This window comes from Gammaproteobacteria bacterium (assembly GCA_009845905.1).
Classification (GTDB): domain Bacteria; phylum Pseudomonadota; class Gammaproteobacteria; order Steroidobacterales; family Foliamicaceae; genus Foliamicus.
The window spans coordinates 229,993-250,767 of sequence record VXYS01000006.1; the positions used below are offsets into that span (position 1 = coordinate 229,993).

A 20,775-nucleotide genomic window follows, 5' to 3' on the forward strand; every position below is an offset into this window, starting at 1 on the left:
AGGCCCTATTTCAGCCAGTCGGCCCGCATCGCAAGCGCCGCATCCTCGCCCCAGGCGAATTCATATGCCTCGATGATCACCGCACGCCTGTCCTTGCGCCAGATCTCCCAGCGGGCGGGCAGCCACCCCAGTTCGCGCGCGTACCAGATGTACTGGAAGTTCTCGGAACCCTCGCGCCGGCGGAAGTACTTGCGGGTCTCAAGTTCGCCGGCGCGAGTGCTCAGCGTTTCATTGCCGAGCCTCTCGCCGCTGTAGAACTTGAGCTTTCCGCCTTCGAGCGTGGGTTCCACGCCCAATGGACGGCCGTCGTCATCGAGCTCTGTCCCCCCATCCATCTGGGTGGGTTCCACGCCCAATGGACGGCCGGTTGCTATGTCCAGCATGGTCTGGATTTCCCATGACTTGCGGTCCATCGCGCGCGTATCCAGGGCAACCTCCAGCACTTCTTCCTTTTCGCTGTAGACGGCCAGATTCGCATCCAGGTCATAGGCGATTTCCACCAGTCCGTCCCTGCGTCCGTCGCAGGACCGGCACATGTAGCCCAGGGGCTGAACCATGCCGTCTTGATCGAGAACGAACCGGGTGCTCTCCAATGCGTCCGACGCGATAACAAGGCGCGCCAGGCCCAGGCCCCGGGAGTAGGTCTCGTAGACGAAGCCGTCGCCCTCCCGGCGAATCAGGCTCAGGCTCAGGGCGCGCTGTCCGAACGGTGCGTCGACGTCGTACAGCACGCCGATGCTCTTGATGCTCCACGGCGCCCCGGCTGCATCCGCCGCCATCACCGGCCCGGCCAGCGCCAGCAGACAGGCTGCAATCGCCGCCCGCGCCGGGATCACAGGAGTTGTCCTTCTTCAAACACCACGGGTTCGCTCAATTCGCTTCCATCCAGTATCGCGTGCCGGGCGCCCATCGCCAGGCGGTCCTGCGACATCCATTCCAGCACGCGAGGATACAGGACATGTTCGCAGGCTTGAACCCTCGCGCGCAGCGAGTCTTCGTCGTCGCCGCGGCCCACCCGGATGCGCGCCTGGGCGACGCGGGGGCCGGCGTCGAGATCTTCCGTCACGAAATGCACGGTGGTCCCGTGCCAGCGGTCTCCTGCGGCCAGCACGCGTCGGTAGGTATTGAGGCCGGGGAATCTGGGCAGCAACGACGGATGAATGTTGAGCACTCGCCCCTTGTATTCCCGGCACAGCTCCGGCGGGAGGATCCGCATGAAACCGGCCAGTACCAGCACGTCGGGTGAGAGCGTCCGCAAGCGCGCCGCGATTCCGTCCCACCATGAGCGCGCGTCCGGGAATTTGCCGCGGGGCACGGCGATGGCCGGTATTCCCGCGCGGCGCGCGCGCTCCAGCCCCTGCGCACCGGGCCGGTCGCTGAGCGCGCCGACCGGCTCGACGTCCACCGCATCCGAAGCCGCGCGGTCAAGGATGGCCTGAAAGTTCGTGCCCGTGCCGGAGAGCAGAACGACGGTTCTCAAGCTCACGGCCCCGGTGTTCCTCTTTCAGTCAAGCGTCACGCCGCTGCCGGTTTCCACCCGGCCGATTTCGTGGACTTCCTCGCCCGCTGCCGCCAGGTCTTCCCGCACCGCCTCCGCTTGTTCCGGCGCCACTGCCAGGACCAGGCCGATACCGCAATTGAACGTGCGCAACATCTCCTCGCGTTCAACCGGCCCCTCGCGGCTCAGCCATTCGAAGACCGCCGGCCAGGCCCAGGCGCCGGTGTCGATCCTGGCGGCAAGGCCGTCCGGAACGATGCGCTCGACGTTCTCCGGCAGGCCTCCGCCGGTGACATGGGCAATCGCTTTCAGCCGCCCCGATTGCGCCAGCGGCAATACGGACCGGATGTAGATCCGTGTGGGCTCGCACAGCGCGTCGATCAGGCTGCCGCCCAGGGTCCGCACACCGCCCGCTTCCTCCACGATTCGGCGCACCAGTGAGTAACCGTTGGAATGCGGCCCGGACGAGGCCAGGCCCAGCAGGACGTCGCCCTCCCCGACGCCGCTGCCGTCCAGCAGCCGGTCCTTCTCGGCCACGCCTACGCAGAATCCAACGAGTTCCAGTCCGTCATCGACGTAGGTGTTGGGCAACTCCGCGGTTTCGCCTCCCAGCAGCGCGGCGCCCGCTTCCCTGCAGCCGCGCACGATGCCCTTCAGCAACGGTTCCAGGCGGTCGGGGTCCAGGCGGTTGGCCGCGCAATAGTCGAGGAAAAACAGGGGCTCGGCCCCCATGGCCAGCAGGTCGTTCACGCACATGGCCACCAGGTCCACACCGGGCGCGTCCATGCGGCCCGCTTCGCCGCACAGCCTGAGTTTGGTGCCGACGCCGTCGGTGCCTGCAACCAGCACGGGTTCGCGATATTCCCCGTGGGGCACCTCGAACAGACCGCCGAAACCGCCGATTCCGCCCAGCACGCCGGGACGGTGCGTTTTCCGGGCCAGCGGCGCGATACGGCGGACGATTTCCGCGCCGCGCTCAAGGTCCACGCCGGCGCCGCTGTAGGTGATCGGTTTGCTCACTCAAAGCCTCTCTTTCGGGAAGCCGCACATCCTATAATGCCCTTTTCCATGCTCTCGCGTATCGCGCCGTCCGCCATCGTTCCGTTCGCCCTGGCCCTGACGCTGTTGCTGGCGCCCGCCGCAACTTTAGCCCAAACGTCCTTCAGTTCAACTGCGCCGTTGCCCGACTCCAGTCAGGCGGGCGTGGACACGGCCCTGCAGGACGCGCTCGCGCGATTGCTGGTGCGGATTACCGGGCGGCGGGGCGCAGCCGAACTTGCCGGCCGCTTTCCGCCCGCCACGAGCATTGTGCGGCAGTTCCGCGTCATCAACGGGGGCAGTCTGGAGGCGGAGTTCGACGAGCCGCTGGTTCGCCGGGTCCTTGAGGAGGCCGGCGAGGGCATCTGGGAAGGCGGCAGGACCGGCCTTTACCTGTGGCTGGTCGTGAACGACGGAGAAAGGTGGCTGTTCCGGCCGGTGGGTTTCTCCGACACGCCGCAGCAGACCATGAACGTCCGCAACGTTTTCAGCGGTGCGCTGAGTCAGACTTTCGAGGAAGTTACGGCACTGCGGGGCATCGAAATCGACTTCGCGCCCGCCCCGGACCGGCGGGCGGCCGGGCGATGCGTCGAGGAGCTGTGGATCGGCGATTTTGCCTGCCTTCCGGACGACGACGATCGACTGATGGTCCTGGGAAGGGTGGCGGTTCCCGGAGCGCTTGAAGATATCGAGTGGCGCTTGCGCGAGGACGGATTCTGGCGAACGGTATGGACAAGCGACGCCACCGAAGCGGTCCACCGCGTGACGGACATGCTGGCCGCACGTTTCATGGCCAACCAGGGACCCGTGCGCTCGTACGTCCTGCAGGTGGCCCCGGTTCCGAACCTTCAGGCGTACGCAAGCCTTCAGGAGGGCCTGAACTCCCTGCAGGCGGTGCGGGAGTGGCAGGTGCAGGGCGTCGCGGGAGACGTGTTGAGGCTTCGAATTACCTCCCGAACAGCCGAATCACCGCTGCGCGAGGCCCTGGCTTCCCTGGGTGTGTCGTTTGAATTGACCAGGACGGGTTCATGAGCCTCAAGCGCCACGTTCCGAACCTGATTTGCGTGTTCCGGCTGTTGCTGGCGCCGGTCATCGTGACGGCCCTTGCCCGCGGCTCCTACGGTCAGGCGCTGCTGCTGCTGGCCGTCGCCGCCGTGTCCGACTGGCTGGACGGCTATCTGGCCAAGCGCTGGGGGCTGGACAGTTATATCGGTTCGATCCTGGATCCGATGGCGGACAAGATTCTGATCGCCAGCGTTTACGTAACCCTCGCCGTGCTTTCGCATGTTCCGGTCTGGCTGGCGGTCGTGGTCATCGTGCGCGACCTCGTGATCACGGTCGGCTGGCAAACCTTCCGCGTAATGAGGGGCGAGCTGCGCCCGCGGCCGTCCCGGGTCAGCCGGCTGAACACATTCGTGCAGATCGCCCTGGGGGTGGCCGTGATAGCCACCCAGGCGTTCGGCGGGTTTATTCCGGCTGACTGGATTCAGATCGGGGGGGCGCTGGCGCTGTTGCTGGCCGTGTTGAGCGGCGTGGATTACGTACTGAGCGGTTCGCGGCTGGCCGCGCAGCGCAAGCGGCAGGGCATCGGGCCCGCCGAGGGTGACAGGCATCAGTTGCAACTCGACGTGAGCCGCGAGGATCCTTGCGTCTTCGAGAACTTCTACAACGGCGCCAACGCGGACGTGGTGTCGGCGTTGCGAAGCCTTATCGACCGGGAAAGCGCCGCCCCGTTCTGGTTATGGGGCGCGCCCGCCACCGGAAAGACCCACCTGCTGCTGGCCACCGTCAGGGCGGCAACGGACGCAGGATTGACCTCGGCCTATCTGCCCGCGCATGCCGGCGTCAAGCCGGATGCGCTGGATGCCCTGCGCAGGATCGACCTGCTGTGCATTGATGACGCCGAGCGGATTGCCGGTGCAACCGGGGTCGAGGAGGCGATGGGCGGCCTTTGCCGGGAACTCGAACGGCGCGGCTCCCGGCTGGTGCTGGCGGCGGCCAGCACACCGGCCGGGGCGGGATTCGAGCGTGACGACATGCGCACCCGACTCGCTTCGGGACAAATCTGGAGGCTGCAACCGCTGACGGACGAGGAACGCCTGGAGGCCGTGCAGCTCAGGGTCCGCAGCCGCGGAATCAAGCTGCCGGAGGCGACCGCGAGGTTCCTGATGCGGCGCGTGCGCCGTAATCCCAGCGACGTGTTCATTCTGGTGGACCAGCTCGCGGCTCTGGCGGCCAGCCGCAGCAAGCAACTGACCGTGCCGTTCGTGCGGCTGGCGCTGCGCGAGGGCATGCTGGAGGCCGGTGGCGGCCGTTAGCCGTTTGACGCGGCGCTAGCCGTCCTCAAGCTCTTTCTTCAGGGCGTCCAGCAGTTTCTCCCGGCGGTCGGCCGACAATGGCTTGCGTCCTGTATCGGCGAGATGAAACACATCCTCGGCGCGCTCGCCGATGGTCGCGATCTTGGCGGTGCGGACGGCGATTTCCTGCCGGGTCAGTATTCCGCCCACGAGTCCCAGCAGGCCCGGCCGGTCCGTGGTGACCAGCTCCATCACCGTGTGGCGCCCGCGGGGGTCAGCGCGGAAACTTACCTGAACGCCCACGTCGAAGGCCCGCAGCCGCCTCGGCAGTTTGCGGCTCGCAGGACGTGACGGCAGGTCGCCCCTGGCCAGCGCTTCACGCAAGGAATCGCAGATGACTTCGAGCTGGTCGGCATCCTGCAGTGCGGCGCCATCGCGCTGCACGACCAGGTATTGCGCAAGACTGCGCCGGCCCCCGGAGGGCAGGATCCGCGCATCCAGGATGTTCAGTCCCTTCGCGTCCAGCACCGAGCAGGTAATGAAAAAGCGGCGTACCGCGGACGGACCGTGGACCAGTATCGCGGTGTTGCCGTCGGCCGTGTGGGTGCGCGAAGCGACCAGGAAACCGTCGGACGGGCCGTCGTTCAGCGCCGCCGTGTGCCAGACGATCTCGTCGTCGCGGAAAAGCCAGAAATAGTCCTCGGCAAAGCCGTTCCAGATGGCGCGAATCCGGTCTTCCTCAAGCCCGCGGCCGCGCAGCTCGGCCAACGCGGCCTGTTCGCGCTCCTTCAGCAGTTCCCCGGTCCCGCGGGGTTGCTCTATGTTCATTCGCAGCGCCCGCTCGGTCTGGCGGTAGAGGTCTTCGAAAGCGCGGGCCTTCCAGGCTGTCCACAGGCCGGGATTGGTTCCCCGCACGTCGGCCACGGTCAGCAGATAGAGGTGATCCAGGTGGACCTGGTCGCCCACCAGGCGGGCGAAATCGCGAATGACCGCGGGATCGTAGACGTCCTTTTTCTGGGCCGTTATCGACAGATCCAGATGGTGCCGCACCAGCCACGCCGCCAGGGCCGACTCGCGGGGACTCAGTCCGTGGTCCGAGCAGAATTGCTCCGCGTCGCCGGCGCCCAGTTCCGAGTGGTCACCGCCGCGGCCCTTGGCAATATCGTGGAACAGTCCGGCGATATAGAGCACGGCGGGATTTTCGATTCGCTCCATGATCTCCCGGAGCCGGGAATCCCTCGAACCCGTCTCTTGCTTGTCGGGCAGGCCGAAACGGCGAAGATTGCGGACCACGCGCAGGATGTGCACATCGACCGTGTAGCTGTGAAAGAGGTCGTACTGCATTCGGCCCGTGATCAGTCCGAACTGGGGAATGTAGGCGCCCAGTACCCCGTAGCGGTTCATCGCCTCGAGCTGGCTGGGCGCGGGTGCGGGGGCGGACAGGATTTGCATGAAAGTTCGGCGGTTCTTCGGGTCGTTCCGGAACTCGCTGTCGATCCTGGGCGCGGCTTCCATCAGCCGCTCGACCAGGGGAGCGCCGAAGCCGCGGATTTCGGCATGCTTCTGCCGCAGCAGGAACGATTCCAGCACTGCCCGCGGCGAGTCCTCCAGCAGCTTGGGCCGCTTCGAGTCCAGGTAGCCGTTGCGCGTCAGGAACCGCGCGTTGATGCGCCGTTCCGCGGATCGCGTGCGGCCGATGACGGCGCCAAGCCGCTGCAGAACGACTTCATTGAACAGCGAAACTCTGCGGGTGGTCCGGTAGTAGCGCTGCATGAACTGCTCTACCGCGCGATTGCCGGTCTGGTCGTGATAGCCGAAGTTGCCGGCGAGCTGTTTCTGGTGCTCGAACAGCAGCCGGTCCTCCATGCGCCCGCTGGTCAGGTGCAAGGCGAAGCGTACCTGCGACAGGAAATCGCGCGCCCGGCGCAGTCCGACCAGCTGCTCGGCGGAGATCAGCCCCCGTTCGACCAGCGATTCCAGCGCCGTCGATCCGAACCGGCGCTTGAGAATCCATTGCACCGTGTGCAGGTCGCGCAATCCGCCCGGTCCGTTCTTGACGTCCGGTTCGAGATTGGAAGCCGTGTCGCCGTACTCGGCGTTGCGCTGCTCCTGCTCCCTGACCTTGGCACGGTAGAACTGCGTGGAAGACCAGACGCTGCGCGCGTTGATCGCCTTGCCGAGTTGCCCGAAGAGCCGGCCGGAGCCAGCCAGCAGGCGCGCTTCCAGCAGCGCCGTCATGATGGTGACGTCGGCGCGAGCCTGGTCGCGCGATTCCGCCACGGTGCGGGTGCCGTGACCGGGCTTGAGACCGACGTCCCAGAGAAAAGCCAGGAATGCGCCGACTTCGTTCCTGGCGCTGCGCGAGTAACCCTGCGGCATCAGCACCAGCACGTCGACGTCCGACGCGGGGTACATTTCCTCGCGGCCGTAGCCTCCCACCGCCAGCAGGGCGGCGCCGCCCAGCGCCGGGCCGGCGTGCATTCGCCAGACCTCGCAGAGCAGCTCGTCGAGTTGCCGGGCGCGCTGCTTCAGCAGTTCGGGCGTGCACTTCCGGCTGCGCAGGAACTCGCCGCGAACGTGCTCCTCGTGCTCGCGGATTCGCGCTCGGCAGGCGTCAAGCCGCCGTTCCCGCGAATCCGCCGACGGCGCCGCCGTTGCCGGCGCAACGGTCTGCTCAGGGCTCAATCGGACCTTCTCCAAGCGTCAGGACTTCGTAACCGTTCGCGGTAACCAGAACGGTGTGCTCCCACTGCGCCGAGAGCTTGCGGTCGCGGGTCACGACCGTCCAGCCGTCCGGCAGCAATCGCGTTTCGGGACGCCCCTCGTTGAGCATCGGCTCCACCGTGATCGTCATGCCTTCTCGCAGGACCATTCCCGTGCCCGGCTCCCCGTAGTGCAGGACGTTGGGCGGCTCGTGAAATATGCGCCCGATGCCGTGGCCGCAGTATTCCCGCACCACGCTGAGGGCCTGGCTTTCGGCCACCGTCTGGATCGCGTGGCCGATGTCGCCCAGCTGCTTGCCGGGAGCGATCTCGCGTATGCCGGCCCACATGGCGTCGAAGGTGATCCGCGCCAGGCGCCGCGCCTTGATGCCCGGCCGGCCCACATGAAATATTCGGCTGGTGTCGCCGTGAAAACCGTTCTTGATTACCGTGATGTCGATGTTGAGCATATCGCCGTCGCGCAGCTTGCGTTTGCCGGGTATTCCGTGGCAGACCACCTGGTTCAGGGACGTGCAGATCGAACGGGGAAAACCGCGGTAATTGAGCGGCGCCGGAATGGCCTGCTGCTCCCCGGTGATGTATTCGTGGCAGAGCCGGTCCAGGTCCCCGGTGGTCACGCCCGGGCGCACGTGGGGCCCGATCATGTCCAGAACTTCGGCCGCCAGTCGGCCCGCAACGCGCATGCGTTGCTGCTCCTCGCTGGACTTGATGCTGACTTGCATAGTGTCGAAATGACTGAAGGCTGGCGCCGGCGCCAATGGTAGCGCGCATTTCGGCCGCACGGGAAAGCCTGTTGATATAAAATTGCCCGCTCGCTCCGGCAGGCGGACACCGGGTGGCGGCAGGTCCTTGCCGCCGGGATTCGGCCTTCCGGGGCTTCTTGATACTCACGGGAGCAAGCTATTGGCTGAAATCAGCGTGCGTGAAATGCTGGATGCGGGCGTGCACTTCGGGCACCGGGCAAGACACTGGAACCCGAAAATGGCGCCTTTCATATATGGCGAACGCAACCAGCTTCACATCATCGATCTGGAGCAGACGGTACCGCTCTACAAGAAGACCTGTGAGTTCGTGCGGTCGGTGGCGGCGCAGCGCGGCACCGTGCTTTTTGTCGGTACCAAGCGCGCCGCGCAGCATGCGATCCGCAACGAGGCCACGCGCTGCGGTATGCCGTACGTCAGTCATCGCTGGCTGGGCGGCACCCTGACCAATCTCAAGACCATCAAGAAATCCATAGCCCGCCTGGAAGAGCTCGAGGCGCTGGACGAAGAGACCCTGCGCGAGCGGTTCACCAAGAAGGAAGGCCTGGGAGTCAAGCGCGAACTGGCAAAGCTGAAGCGTTCGCTGGGCGGGATCCGCTCGATGGACTCGCTTCCGGATGCGGTCTTCATCATCGACCTGGAGCACGAGCGAATCGCCCTGAACGAAGCCAGGAAGCTGGGTATCCCGGTGGCGGCGGTGGTCGATACCAACTGCTCGCCGCAGGACGTGGATTACATGATCCCCGGCAACGACGACGCCATCCGCGCCGCCGAACTCTATGCGCGTGGAATCGCGGACGCAATTCTCAAGGGGCGCGAGGAAATGCCGGAAATCTCGCTGGGCGACGACGAGTTCGTGGAGCTCGACGAGTCCGGCAAGCCCATTGCGCGCAGCGGGCGCCCGCGATCGAGAGCCAAGACCCCGGCGCGGCTGCGCGGCGTGTCACGGCGCATGCCGAGACGCACTGCGGCGGTTGCCCGGGAGCGGGAGGACAGGGATGCGAAGCCCGCTGAAGCCACGGCCACGGCGGCGCCCAAGGCGCCTTCCCAGGAGAGCGCTGCGGCGCCTGCACCGGCGCCCGCCCCGGAGAGCGCTGCGGCGCCTGCGCCTGCACCGGCGCCTGTCGCGGAGGAAGCAGCGGCGCCCGCCGAAGGGGAGGGCTAGCCAATGGCGATCACTGCGGCCGAGGTGAAGGCCCTGCGTGAATCGACGGGCGCGGGCATGATGGATTGCAAGCGCGCGCTGACCGAAACCAACGGCGACGCCGAGGCTGCCCGCAATCTGTTGCGCAAGAAGGGCGCGGCGGCGGCGGAAAAGAAGGCCTCGCGGGCGGCGGCGGAGGGCGCGATAGCGGTAGCCGAGAGTTCCGGGGCGATCGCCGTCGCTGAGGTGAACTGCGAGACCGATTTCGTGGCCCGGCGCGAGGACTTCCGCAAGTACGCCGCGTCGGTGGCGCAAACCGCAGTCGAACAGGCGCCCGCAAGCCTCGAGGATTTGCTGGCGCTGGAAGTGGACGGCCAGTCGCTGGAACAGTCCCGTCAGGATGCGGTAGCGAGGATCGGCGAAAACATTTCGGTGCGCCGTTTCGAGCGTATCCAGGCGCAGGGCGAGGCGTCCGTGTACGTGCACAACAACCGTATCGGCGTGGTCGTGGACCTTGAGGGCGGCGACGCGGAACTGGGCAAGAACATCGCCATGCATGTGGCAGCGATGCGGCCGCAGCACGTTTCCCCGGACGACGTGCCCGCCGATATCGTCGAGCGGGAACGCACGTTCCTGAGCGACCAGGCCGCCGAATCCGGCAAGCCCCCGGAAATCTTGGCGCGCATGGTGGAGGGACGTTTGCGGAAGTTCCTCGACGGAATCTGCCTGACCGGGCAGATCTACGTGCGTGACAGCAAGCTGACCGTCGGCAAGTTGCTGGCGTCGCGAAAGGCCCGCGTGCACGCGTTCGTGCGGTTCGAGGTGGGCGAGGGCATCGAACGCCCGACCAGCGATCTGGCCGAAGAGGTCGAGGCCCAGCTTCGCGAGCACAGGTAATCCGGCGTGGGGTCCCCGCTGCGCCGTATTTTGCTGAAGCTGAGCGGGGAGGCCCTGATGGGCCGGGAGACGCACGGGATCGACATGTCGATGCTCGGGCGGATTGCCGGAGAGGTCAAGGAACTGTCCGACCTGGGCGTTCAGACCGCCGTCGTGGTGGGCGGGGGCAATATCTTTCGCGGCGAGGGCCTGGCGCGCGCGGGCATGGATCGCGTCACCGCCGATCACATGGGAATGCTGGCCACGGTCATCAACGCCCTGGCGCTTCAGGATGCGCTGGAGCGCCTGGGGTCGGGCGTGCGGGTCATGTCTTCGATGGCCGTGCGTGCGGTTTGCGAGGACTACATACGGCGGCGCGCGCTCCGTCACCTGGAAAAGGGCAGGGTATGCATTTTCGCGGCGGGGACCGGCAATCCCTATCTCTCGACCGACACGGCCGCCAGCTTGCGGGCGGTGGAGATCTCCGCCGACCTGCTCATCAAGGGCACCAAGGTGGACGGCGTGTACTCGGCCGATCCGAACCTTGAGCCGAACGCCAAGCGTTACGAACGAATCTCGCACGATCAGTTGATCGGGGCCCGCCTGGGCGTCATGGACTCCACGGCGGCCGTCATGTGCCGGGACAACAACCTGCCGATTCGCGTATATGATGTCGCCTCGCCCGGCGACCTGTTGCGTATTGTGAAGGGCGAGGATGTCGGGACGCTGGTAACCAGCGCCGCCGACCAGGGCTGACGGACCCCGGCGACGGCTGACCCTGACGGGCGCCGGGAGCGGCGCGTCCGCGGAGGCAAAAGGGGGGCAAATGATCGACGAGCTTCAGGAAGACGCAATCGAACGCATGGACAAGAGCGTGGCGGCCCTGCGGTCGAATCTGTCCCGCCTGCGGACCGGCCGGGCGCACGCCGGTCTGATCGATCACCTGACGGCGCCCTACTACGGCGCGGACACGCCCCTGCGCCAGGTCGCCAGCATCACCGTGGAGGACGCCCGTACGCTTGCCGTTTCGCCGTGGGAGGCCAACATGGTGCAGCCGATCGAAAAGGCCATCCGGGAGTCGGGATTGGGTTTCAATCCGGTCACGGCGGGCACGGTAATCCGCGTGCCGATACCGGAGCTGACCGAGGAACGCCGCCGCGAACTGGTAAGGGTCGCGCGCCACGAGGCGGAGATGGGCCGGGTGGCGGTGCGCAATATCCGGCGCGACGTGCTGGCCGACATCAGGCAGCTCGTCAAGGAAAAGATGGCCTCCGAGGACGAGGAGCGGCGGTCGGCGGACGAGGTGCAGAAGATCACCGACGCGCATGTTGCGCAGATGGATGCCATGCTGGAGGAAAAGGAAAAGGAAATCATGTCGATTTAGTGTCGTGTCCGCAGGACATGACACTGGCCGGATATGTTTTGAGTGACGCGTTGCGGCATCTGGCGATCATCATGGACGGCAACGGCCGGTGGGCCGCGCGGCGCGGACGGCCGCGCTCGGAGGGGCACCGCGCGGGGGTGGAGGCAGCCCGCAACATTGTCGAGGATTGCGCGCGGCGCGGTATTTCCGTGCTGACGCTTTTCGGGCTGAGCAGCGAGAACTGGCGGCGGCCGCAGGATGAGGTAAGCGAACTCATGAAGCTCCTGACCGACAGCCTGCGGCGGCACATGGGGCTGTTGAACGAAAACGGCATTCGCCTGCGTTGCATCGGCAACCGCAGCCGGTTTTCCGGGGGCGTAAGGGCCGCGCTGGAAAAGGCCGAGGAAGGCACCCGCAGCAATGACCGGATGCAACTGATCGTCGCGCTTTCCTATGGTGGACAGCAGGAAATCGTTCACGTGGCGCAGGAATTGGCCCGGGACGCGGCGCGCGGAGCGCTGGGTCCGGACGAAATCGACCTGGAAGCCTTTAATCTCCGTACCGGCCTGGCGGACCTGCCGCCGCCGGATTTCATGATTCGAAGCGGGGGCGAGCGCAGGATCAGCAACTTCCTGCTCTGGCACCTGGCCTATACGGAGCTTTATTTCACCGATGTGCTGTGGCCCGATTTCGGGTCCCGGGAACTGCAGGCGGCGCTGGACGATTATGCGGCGCGGCAGCGCCGATTCGGTACGGCATGAGCCGCTTCTTCCCTCCAAGGATATTGACGGCGGCGGTACTGGTGGCCGCGATCGTGGTCGCCAGCGTTTCACCGTTCAGCCTCAAACTAGCGATGATCGGGCTGGTCCTGTTGCTGTGCTGGCGCGAGTGGCTGCGTATGGCCGGCCTTGCCGGAACTGTGGCGCGCTCGTCCTGGATTCTCCTTTTCGCGCTGGCGCTGGCGGTGCCGGTTGCGGTGCCGCCGCCCAATCCGGTTTCGTACGCCGTCATGGCCGTCGGCGTCGCCTGGTGGGCGCTGGCCATCGTGTTGCTGCGGGGTTCGTACGGCTCGATCGGCAATTCGGCAGTCCTGGGCTACGGCCTGCTGGGCATGGCGCCTGCGTGGCTGGCGGTGCTCGCCATTCTCGGTTCCGGTCGGGGGGACCTGCTCGTTCTGTTGCTGGTCCTGGTGGGCGCGGCCGACACGGGCGCGTTCGTTTTCGGAAAGCTGCTGGGGCGTCGTCAGCTTGCGCCGGTCCTGAGCGGCGGCAAGACCGTTGAGGGCGCCGCGGGGGGGCTGGTCATGGCAACCCTCGCCGGCTTTGCCGCATCTTTTTACCTGCAGCAATCGGCACTGTTCTGGACGTTGGGAGGTCTGGCTGTGGGAGCCCTGGCGATGCTGGGCGATTTGACGGTAAGCATGTTCAAACGGCGCGCAGGTTTGAAGGACAGCGGACGCATGCTGCCAGGCCACGGGGGGATGCTGGACCGCATGGACAGCAGCATCGCCACCGCACCGCTGCTGGGATTGCTGGTGTTCCAGCCGGTGGGCTGGCTGCCGCTCTAGGCGGGGACCGGAGCGGTTGTTTTGGTAGCATAGAAAAGAAGCCCGCGAAAGATCGACCCGAGAGAGAAACCGTTCTGCCATGCTGGTGGATACCCTGATTGCAATTGGCGCGTTTATCGTCGCGATAAGCCTGCTCGTGGCCGTGCACGAGTGGGGGCATTACATAGCGGCGCGGATGTCGAAAGTCAGGGTCCTTGAATATTCGATCGGCTTCGGGCCGGCGATCTGGCGCCGGAAGGCGGGCGTGGACCGGACCGAGTACCAGCTGAGGGCTCTTCCCGTGGGCGGATACGTGCGCCTGCTGGACGAGCGCGAAGGGCCGGTTGCCGAGGAGGAACTGCATCGCAGCTTCAATCGGCGGCCCTACTGGCAACGGATCTTCGTTCTCGCCGCCGGCCCCGGCATGAACTTCCTGTTCGCGATAGTGGCCTACTGGGTCATTTTCATGGTTGGCATACAGGCGGCCGCACCGCTGGTCGGCGGAGTGACGCCCGGCAGCGTCGCGGAGCAGGCCGGCGTGCGCGCCGGCGACCGGATCGTGGCCGTGGAGGATCGCGAATCGCCCACTTGGCAGGCTGCCGCGATGGCGATCGTCGATCAGATCCTCGGCGATCCGTCGGTGCAAGTAACCGTTCAGGACGAGCAGGGCGCCCGGCGTGATCTGCTTCTCGATCTCTCCGAGCAGAAGAAGGGCATCCTCGAAGACGGCAATCTGTTCGCCGCGGCCGGTTTCGAACCGATGACGGATTCGCGCCCCATACTGGGCGACATCCTTCCGGACGGTCCGGCCGCCGCGGCCGGTTTCGAGTCCGGAGACCGCATTCTGTCGGCGGGCGGGGAGGACGTCGGCACCTGGCGCCAGTGGGTCGACTATGTGCGGGCCCGCCCGGGAGAAAGCGTGCCCGTGACCGTGGACCGTAACGGGACGGAGCAACGGCTCTACCTGCGTATCGGCAGCCGCAGCGAGGCTGCCGGACAGGATGCGGCCGGCCCGGCCGCCATCGGCTTCGTGGGCGTGACGCAGTCCCCCGAGGCGCGTTCGCACCTGTTCGTGACCCAGCGCCTGGGGCCGTTGCAGGCACTGGCGCGAGGCGCGCAGGAAACCGGGCGAATTACCGGGCTTACCTTCCGCGTGCTCGGCAACATGTTCACCGGGGACGTTTCCCTGCGCACGCTGAACGGGCCCGTGGGCATCGCCCGCTACGCGGGAGAAGCGGTCCAGATCAGCGGGGTCGCGTTCCTCATGTTCCTGGCACTGGTCAGCGTGAGCCTGGGCATTCTCAACCTGCTGCCCATTCCGATTCTGGACGGCGGCCAGATCGTGAACCAGACCATCGAGAAGCTACGGGGCCGCCCGATTCGCGAACGGACCCAGCTCGCCGTGCAGCGGCTGGGGCTGGCGCTGGTGCTGGCCATCATGTTCGTGGCGCTGTTCAACGACATCAGCGGATTCTTCCGCCCGTGAGGCTGAGCATATGAAGCGGACGCTCCTGATCGCGGCAACAGTGGTCTTGCTCGGATTTGCCCCGGCGTATGCGAAGGCGCAGGAGGAGGCATTTGTCGTCCGGGATATCCGCATCGAGGGCCTGCAACGCATCTCCGAAGGCGCCGTACTGAATTACCTGCCGGTCAACATCGGCGACACGCTCGACGCGGCCTCCGTGCGGCAGCTACTGAGGGGTCTGTACGCGTCGGGGTTCTTCGCGGATGTCGAGTTTCGGCGCGACGGGGACGCGCTGCTGGTGGCGGTGCGCGAACAGCCCACGATCGAATCGCTGCTGATCGAGGGCAACAAGGACGTCAAGACCGAGGACCTGAACAGGACGCTGTTCGACAACGGCATCTCCGAAGGCAGCCTGGTCAAGCCGTCGGTCCTGGAGGAAGTGGAACTGTCGCTGACCGACCTCTATTTCGGGCGCGGCAAGTACGGCGCCGAAGTCAACGTGGACGTGACGGAACTTCCCGACAACAAGGTGGACGTAGTCATCGACATCACGGAAGGCGATCGGTCGCGCATCCGCCAGATCAACATCGTGGGCAATGAACTGTTCACGGACAAGGAGCTCAAGAAGGACTTCGAACTGAAGACGCCGAACTGGCTGTCGTTCATACGCCAGGACGACCGCTACTCGCGCGAGGCCTTGCAGGGCGACCTCGAAAAACTGCGCTCGTACTACCTGGATCGCGGTTATGCCGATTTCGAACTGCAATCGACCCAGGTGACGCTCGCGCCCGACCTGAAGGACGTGTTCATCACCATCAATCTTCGCGAGGGCAGCAATTACACGGTATCGGAAGTCAAGCTGGCCGGCGATTTCGTCGTGGACGAGGCCGAGCTGAACCAGTACGTGCTGCTCAAGCCGGGAATGCGTTTCTCGCAGCAGCTCATCACCCAGAGCAGCGAGTTGATCCGCCTGCGCCTGGGCCAGGAGGGTTACGGTTTCGCGGAAATCACGCCGATTCCCGAAATCGACGAGGATGCGGGCGAAGTCGCGGTCACGCTGCTGATCACCGCCGAGCGCCGGGTCTATGTGCGGCGCATCACCTTTGACGGTGCGTCCTCGATAGAGGATGAAGTGCTGCGGCGCGAACTGCGCCAGTTCGAGGGCGCCTACCTGTCCAACGATCTGCTGGAACGCTCCAAGATCCGGCTGCAGCGGCTTCCGTACCTGGAGGAGGTCGATTTCGAGACCCTGCGTGTGCCGGGATCGCAGGACCAGGTGGACGTCGTGTTCAGCCTGACCGAACGGCAGCCTGGCGAGTTTCAGGGCTCGGTGGGTTACACGGGATACTACGGAATGCAACTGAGCGGCAGCGCCGTGCATTCCAATCTTTTCGGCCGCGGCAACCGGCTTGCAATCGGGCTGACGGGCACCAGCTATTCGCGGGTCTACAACCTTTCCTACACTGATCCTTACGCGACGATGAACGGGGTCGGTATCACGGGTTCGCTGACCTACCAGAACTACACCCAGTTCTTCAACGCCGCTTCGGACCTGGACACGACCACGGCATCGGCCGCGGTCGAAATGAGCTATCCCATTACCGAATACCAGAGCGTGATCCTCGGGGCGACTCTGCAGCAGGCCGACCTGATCACGACCAGCTTCAGCAACGAGCAGTCCCGGCAATGGGTGCAGGCCAACGGAAAGCCGTACGAGCGCGAAGTCATCAGCCCGGTCACCGGTGAGCCCGATATTTACTACGGTTCCAAGTTCGCCAGCCTGGAGTTGCTGATGGGCTGGCTCTACGACAGCCGCAACCGGGTGCTGTTCCCCGACCGGGGCATGCGCCACCGCCTGTCCCTGTCGGCCACGATTCCCGGCAGCGACGTCGAGTATGCGACCGCGCGCTACCAGTACACGCAATACCTCGGCATTCCGGGACTGCGCCGCTGGTTCAGCCTGCGGCTCAATGCCGACGTCGGCCTTTCCGAGGCCTTCGGCGATACGAGCGCAGTGCCGCCCTACAAGCACTTTTACGGCGGCGGACCGGATTCGGTGCGCGGTTTCAAGGAATACCGGCTGGGGCCCAAGGACCGGTTCGGCAACGCTTACGGCGGCAATATGCTGGTTACCGGTCAGGTCGAACTGATCCTGCCGCTGCCCGAGCGCTTCCGCCAGAGCGCGCGCCTGGCGGCCTTCTTCGACGTGGGCAACGTGTTCTCCACCTCCGACCTGGAGTTCTTCGACCGCCAGGGCAATCCGTTGAGTTACGACTTTGAGACAAGTAAACTTAAGCGTTCCGTCGGGATAGGCGCAGAGTGGCTGGCGCCATTGGGGCTGTTGAGATTCAGCTTTGCCGCGCCGCTAAACGCCGAGCCCGAGAGCGACCGATTTTGGGGGGACGAAGTGGAACGCTTCCAGTTTTCGCTGGGCGGCGCGTTCTGAATCTATTGCGTCCTCCCGCTTCCCTTTGAAAACAAGAGGCTTTTTCAGACCATGAATATTGCAAAGAACCTGCTCCTGGGCGCCGCTTTGAGTGTGCTTGCGGCCGGAAGCGCACTGGCCCAGGAGTCCGCCCTGAAGATCGGATTCGTCAACCTGGAGGCCCTGACCGTGGAGTCGCCCCAGGGTCGGGCGGCCAACGAACGGATCAGCGAAATGTTTGCTCCGCGGCAACGCGAGATCAACGCCAAGCAGACCCGCCTTGGGGAATTGAGCGGCAACTATGAGCGCGACCGTGAAACCATGGGCACCGAGCAATTGCGCAACGCCGAGCGCGAGATCCTGGCCCTGCGCCGGGAGATTCAGCAGGAAGCGCAGGCTTTCGAGGAAGACCTGCAGCTCGAGCAGAACAACAGCCAGCGAGACCTCGGGGCGGTCTTTCTGGGCCACGTCCGCCAGGTGGCCGAGGAGAACGAATACGACCTCGTCTTCAGTGGCGGTGTCGTGTACTTCGGCGACGCGGTCAACATCACCCCGCAGGTCCTGGGCGCCCTCCAGGAAACCTACAGCAGCGAACAGCAGGATTAGTGTCTACCGGCCGCAAAGCTGATGCAGCGGCGTTCGCATCACGAGCGGGGACTGACGCTTAGCGAACTCGCCCGGCGTCACGACTGCCAACTTCGCGGAGAGCCCGACGCGAGGATTCATCGCGCTTCCACGCTGGCGGGCGCCGATGCCGGCAGCGTGGCCTTCTTTCTCAACCAGGCGTACCTGAACGATCTTCGCTCGACCGGTGCGGGCGCCGTAATCCTCAGCGAACCCCACGCCGCTGAATGCCCGGTAGCGACGCTGATTACACCCGATCCTTATCGTGTTTTCGCCGGCGTGGCCGACGAGCTGCACGCACTGCTTCCGCCCGCTGCCGGAATTGATGCCGACGCCACGGTGTCTGCCGATGCGAGCGTGGACGGGACCTGCGAAGTGGCGGCCGGGGCGCGTGTGGCCGCCGGCGCCACGTTGGCCCGCGGGGTGTACATAGGACCCAATGCGACCGTGGGGCCTCGGGCGCAGATCGGCGCGGACAGCCGGATTCTGCCCAACAGCGCGGTTTGCGAGGGCGTGACGATCGGAAAGCGCTGCCTGGTCCACCCCGGCGCCGTGCTGGGTTCGGACGGTTTCGGCAATGCACCGGATGCGGGCGGACGCTGGCGCAAGATTCCGCAACTGGGGGCGGTGCGCATCGGCGATGATGTCGAGATCGGCGCCAACACCACCATCGACCGCGGCGCCCTCGAGGACACGGTGATCGGGGACGGGGTGCGCCTGGACAACCTGATACAGATCGGACACAACGTCGTAATCGGCGAGCATACGGCCATGGCTGCCGGATGCCTGATTGCCGGGAGCGCGAAGATTGGGCGCCGATGCCGTATCGCCGGTAACGTCGGCGTGGCCGGCCATATTGACATCTGCGACGACGTCGTACTCCTGGCCCGCACCGTCGTAACGCGCCCGATCCGCAAACCCGGAGCCTATGCGGGCTCGATGACGCCCATGGAAGAGGTTTCGAGCTGGCGCCGCAATGCCGCGCGCTTCAAGCATCTCGATGCCCTGTACAAGCGGGTGCTGCGTCTGGAGCGCTCCGCGTGACGCAGGTTCACGCCAGCGCCATCGTTTCCTCGCGCGCCGACCTGGCCGCCGACGTGGAAGTCGGCCCCTATGCCGTAATCGGACCGGAGGTGAAGATCGGCCCCGGCTGCAAGGTCGGCTCCCACGCGGTCATCGAAGGGCCCACGCGCCTGGGCGCACGCAATGTAATCCACCCCCACGCGGCCATCGGGCGCGATCCGCAGGACCGTAAATACAGCCCGGGAGAATCGAGCCGGCTGGAAATCGGCAACGACAACACGATTCGCGAGTTCGTCACGATCAATCGCGGCACCGAAGAAGGGGGCGGAGTCACCCGGGTGGGGAGCAGTTGCTGGCTGATGGCCAGTGTTCATATCGCCCATGACTGCATACTCGGCGACGACGTGGTGATGGCCAATTTCGCCAGCCTTGCGGGCCATGTCCGCGTTGGCAGTCACGTAACCATGGCGGGTTTCTCGGGAGCGCATCAGTTCTGCAGGATCGGCGACTACGGTTTCGTCGGGATTTACGCCGGCATTACCCGCGACGTTCCGCCCTATGTGCTGGTGGCGGGACAGCCGCCCAGGCCGCGCGGGGTCAACGTCATCGGTCTCCGCCGGCATGGGTTCGCCCCGCCCCAGCGGGCCAACATCGAACGGGCCTATCGCACGCTTTACCGCAAGGAGCTGAGCCGCGCCGAGGCGACCGAAATCATTGCCGAAGCCGCCCGGGAACAGCCGGAGTTGACGCCGATGGCGGAGTTTCTGGACGAGCCCGGGCGCGGCCTCCTGCGTTGAGCCCTCCTGACCGGGCCCTGCGGATAGCGGTGGTCGCCGGCGAGGCCTCCGGCGATCACCTGGGCGCGGGACTGATTCGCTCCCTGCGCTCCGGGCCGGTCGAGGTGGAGGTGGCCGGCGTGGCGGGCCCGGCAATGCGCGAGGCGGGATGCAGGGCCATGCTCGAGTCGTCGGAATTCGCGGTCATGGGACTGGCCGAAATCGTCCGCCACCTGCCGCGTCTCTGGATGCTTCGCCGCCGGCTGCTCAGGCGGCTCGGCGAGTTTCGCCCGGACATTTTCGTCGGCGTGGATTCTCCGGAACTCAACCTGGGCCTGGCCGGGCGTCTTAAACGGCGTGGCGTGCGCACCGTCCAATACGTGTGTCCTTCCATATGGGCATGGCGATCCGGCCGGGCACGGCGCATCCGTCGCAATTGCGACCGGGTGCTGTGCCTGCTTCCGTTTGAACCGGCGCTGCTGCGCGAAAAAGGCGTGGAAGCGGTATTCGTCGGTCATCCGATTGCTGATGAGCAACCTCCGGAACGGAGCGGATCGTCGCCTTCCGCCCCCGGGGACGATCTGCTTGTGGCCCTGTTGCCGGGTTCGCGCAGTTCGGAAATCGGCCGCATCGGGCCCCCGATCGCGCGCGCCGCCGCGTGGCTCAAGGAGCGCCGGCCGGGCGTGCGCTTTTCCACGGCCGCCGCCAGCGGGCAGGGCCGGGAGCAATTCGATGCGATTCTCAGGCGCTACGCGCCCGGCATCGAGGTGAGCCGGGAGACCGGAAACGCGCGCGATTTGCTGGCAAGGGCCGATCTGGCCGCGGCCGTTTCCGGCACGGTTACGATGGAGGCCATGGTGTGTGGTTGCCCGCTGGTGGCGGTTTACCGGGTTGTGCCGCTGACGGCCTGGATTGCTCGCGTCTTCCGTCTTCTGAAAACGCCTCACATCGCATTGCCCAACATCCTCGCCGGACGCAAACTGGTTCCCGAACTGCTGCAGGAGCGGGCCCGTGGCGAGACGCTGGGGGCCGAGCTGCTGCGACTGTACGACGATCCCGGCGCCCGTCGGACGATGCGCGCCGAATTCGCCCGTCTTTCCGAATCGCTGGGCCGGGGTGTCAATGACCGCGCGGCGCAGGCCGTCCTGGCCCTGGCGAAGGCCGGCTGACTCGTGCGGGAGCCTGCAGTGGAGCACCCGGGGAGCGAGGGCGTTGC

19 protein-coding genes are annotated in these 20,775 nt (G+C 65.8%); 14 read left to right on the forward strand and 5 right to left on the reverse strand.

Translation table 11 applies throughout. The annotated features are described in order from the left end of the window. Window positions 1-5: 5 nt before the first annotated feature. The 3 genes from F4036_06575 to F4036_06585 are packed head-to-tail and all read right to left on the reverse strand — an operon-like array spanning window position 6 to window position 2,518. The gene (locus F4036_06575) at window positions 6-836 is read right to left on the reverse strand and encodes a hypothetical protein (protein MYK37399.1); all 831 of its coding nucleotides are present in this window, start codon (window positions 834-836) and stop codon (window positions 6-8) included. Further along, window positions 833-1,486, reverse strand: a complete 654-nt coding sequence (purN, locus tag F4036_06580; protein MYK37400.1) for a phosphoribosylglycinamide formyltransferase — start codon at window positions 1,484-1,486, stop codon at window positions 833-835. The genes F4036_06575 and purN overlap by 4 nt, the downstream gene beginning before the upstream one ends. Before the next feature lie 18 nt (window positions 1,487-1,504). After that, on the reverse strand, window positions 1,505-2,518 hold the full coding sequence (locus tag F4036_06585; protein MYK37401.1) for a phosphoribosylformylglycinamidine cyclo-ligase: 1,014 nt from the start codon (window positions 2,516-2,518) through the stop codon (window positions 1,505-1,507). A 36-nt stretch (window positions 2,519-2,554) separates the two neighbouring features. Here F4036_06585 and F4036_06590 point away from each other — a divergent pair, with 36 nt between their 5' ends. Continuing rightward, on the forward strand, window positions 2,555-3,568 hold the full coding sequence (locus tag F4036_06590; GenBank protein MYK37402.1) for a DUF2066 domain-containing protein: 1,014 nt from the start codon (window positions 2,555-2,557) through the stop codon (window positions 3,566-3,568). Further along, window positions 3,565-4,854: a hypothetical protein gene (locus F4036_06595; protein ID MYK37403.1), complete on the forward strand. Its 1,290-nt coding sequence runs from the start codon at window positions 3,565-3,567 to the stop codon at window positions 4,852-4,854. The genes F4036_06590 and F4036_06595 overlap by 4 nt, the downstream gene beginning before the upstream one ends. 15 nt (window positions 4,855-4,869) lie before the next feature. Here F4036_06595 and glnD read toward each other — a convergent pair whose 3' ends face one another. Together glnD and map are read right to left on the reverse strand one after the other, a co-directional pair. Then, a complete protein-coding gene (gene glnD, locus F4036_06600; protein MYK37404.1) occupies window positions 4,870-7,533 on the reverse strand; it encodes a [protein-PII] uridylyltransferase in 2,664 nt (887 codons plus the stop codon). Next, complete coding sequence (map, locus tag F4036_06605) at window positions 7,508-8,278, reverse strand: type I methionyl aminopeptidase (GenBank protein MYK37405.1); 771 nt, start codon at window positions 8,276-8,278, stop codon at window positions 7,508-7,510. The genes glnD and map overlap by 26 nt, the downstream gene beginning before the upstream one ends. A gap of 181 nt (window positions 8,279-8,459) precedes the next feature. Between map and rpsB the strand changes: the two genes are divergently transcribed. From rpsB to lpxB, 12 genes are all read left to right on the forward strand, one after another. Next, window positions 8,460-9,482: a 30S ribosomal protein S2 gene (gene rpsB / locus F4036_06610; protein ID MYK37406.1), complete on the forward strand. Its 1,023-nt coding sequence runs from the start codon at window positions 8,460-8,462 to the stop codon at window positions 9,480-9,482. A gap of 3 nt (window positions 9,483-9,485) precedes the next feature. Next, window positions 9,486-10,358, forward strand: coding sequence for an elongation factor Ts (locus F4036_06615; GenBank protein MYK37407.1), 873 nt, complete (start codon window positions 9,486-9,488; stop codon window positions 10,356-10,358). 6 nt (window positions 10,359-10,364) lie between these two features. Beyond that, entirely contained in the window at window positions 10,365-11,093 is a 729-nt protein-coding gene (locus F4036_06620) for a UMP kinase (protein ID MYK37408.1), read from the forward strand. 70 nt (window positions 11,094-11,163) lie between these two features. Continuing rightward, window positions 11,164-11,721: a ribosome recycling factor gene (locus F4036_06625; protein MYK37409.1), complete on the forward strand. Its 558-nt coding sequence runs from the start codon at window positions 11,164-11,166 to the stop codon at window positions 11,719-11,721. A 17-nt stretch (window positions 11,722-11,738) separates the two neighbouring features. Beyond that, window positions 11,739-12,461, forward strand: a complete 723-nt coding sequence (uppS, locus tag F4036_06630; protein ID MYK37410.1) for a di-trans,poly-cis-decaprenylcistransferase — start codon at window positions 11,739-11,741, stop codon at window positions 12,459-12,461. Next, window positions 12,458-13,267 (forward strand): phosphatidate cytidylyltransferase, encoded by an 810-nt coding sequence (locus F4036_06635; GenBank protein MYK37411.1) that lies wholly within the window; start codon window positions 12,458-12,460, stop codon window positions 13,265-13,267. Before uppS ends, F4036_06635 begins: the two co-directional genes overlap by 4 nt. A 79-nt stretch (window positions 13,268-13,346) precedes the next feature. Next, entirely contained in the window at window positions 13,347-14,732 is a 1,386-nt protein-coding gene (rseP, locus tag F4036_06640; protein ID MYK37412.1) for an RIP metalloprotease RseP, read from the forward strand. Between the two features lie 10 nt (window positions 14,733-14,742). Further along, window positions 14,743-17,157 carry an outer membrane protein assembly factor BamA gene (gene bamA / locus F4036_06645; protein ID MYK37413.1) on the forward strand — a complete coding sequence of 805 codons (2,415 nt, stop codon included), beginning with the start codon at window positions 14,743-14,745 and terminating at the stop codon, window positions 17,155-17,157. A gap of 51 nt (window positions 17,158-17,208) precedes the next feature. Then, the gene (locus F4036_06650) at window positions 17,209-17,742 is read left to right on the forward strand and encodes a hypothetical protein (protein MYK37414.1); all 534 of its coding nucleotides are present in this window, start codon (window positions 17,209-17,211) and stop codon (window positions 17,740-17,742) included. A gap of 21 nt (window positions 17,743-17,763) precedes the next feature. Continuing rightward, entirely contained in the window at window positions 17,764-18,804 is a 1,041-nt protein-coding gene (gene lpxD, locus F4036_06655; GenBank protein ID MYK37415.1) for a UDP-3-O-(3-hydroxymyristoyl)glucosamine N-acyltransferase, read from the forward strand. Next, entirely contained in the window at window positions 18,801-19,580 is a 780-nt protein-coding gene (lpxA, locus tag F4036_06660; GenBank protein MYK37416.1) for an acyl-ACP--UDP-N-acetylglucosamine O-acyltransferase, read from the forward strand. The genes lpxD and lpxA overlap by 4 nt, the downstream gene beginning before the upstream one ends. Then, entirely contained in the window at window positions 19,577-20,728 is a 1,152-nt protein-coding gene (lpxB, locus tag F4036_06665; GenBank protein MYK37417.1) for a lipid-A-disaccharide synthase, read from the forward strand. The genes lpxA and lpxB overlap by 4 nt, the downstream gene beginning before the upstream one ends. Window positions 20,729-20,775: the final 47 nt, after the last annotated feature.

Coding starts and splice junctions, on each gene's coding strand:
- F4036_06590 (MYK37402.1), top strand. CDS start 2,555: ATGCCCTTTTCCATGCTCTCGCGTATCGCGCCGTCCGCCATCGTTCCG.
- F4036_06650 (MYK37414.1), top strand. CDS start 17,209: ATGAATATTGCAAAGAACCTGCTCCTGGGCGCCGCTTTGAGTGTGCTT.
- F4036_06635 (MYK37411.1), top strand. CDS start 12,458: ATGAGCCGCTTCTTCCCTCCAAGGATATTGACGGCGGCGGTACTGGTG.
- bamA (MYK37413.1), top strand. CDS start 14,743: ATGAAGCGGACGCTCCTGATCGCGGCAACAGTGGTCTTGCTCGGATTT.
- rseP (MYK37412.1), top strand. CDS start 13,347: ATGCTGGTGGATACCCTGATTGCAATTGGCGCGTTTATCGTCGCGATA.
- F4036_06595 (MYK37403.1), top strand. CDS start 3,565: ATGAGCCTCAAGCGCCACGTTCCGAACCTGATTTGCGTGTTCCGGCTG.
- F4036_06625 (MYK37409.1), top strand. CDS start 11,164: ATGATCGACGAGCTTCAGGAAGACGCAATCGAACGCATGGACAAGAGC.
- lpxD (MYK37415.1), top strand. CDS start 17,764: ATGCAGCGGCGTTCGCATCACGAGCGGGGACTGACGCTTAGCGAACTC.
- F4036_06615 (MYK37407.1), top strand. CDS start 9,486: ATGGCGATCACTGCGGCCGAGGTGAAGGCCCTGCGTGAATCGACGGGC.
- map (MYK37405.1), bottom strand. CDS start 8,278: ATGCAAGTCAGCATCAAGTCCAGCGAGGAGCAGCAACGCATGCGCGTT.
- uppS (MYK37410.1), top strand. CDS start 11,739: ATGACACTGGCCGGATATGTTTTGAGTGACGCGTTGCGGCATCTGGCG.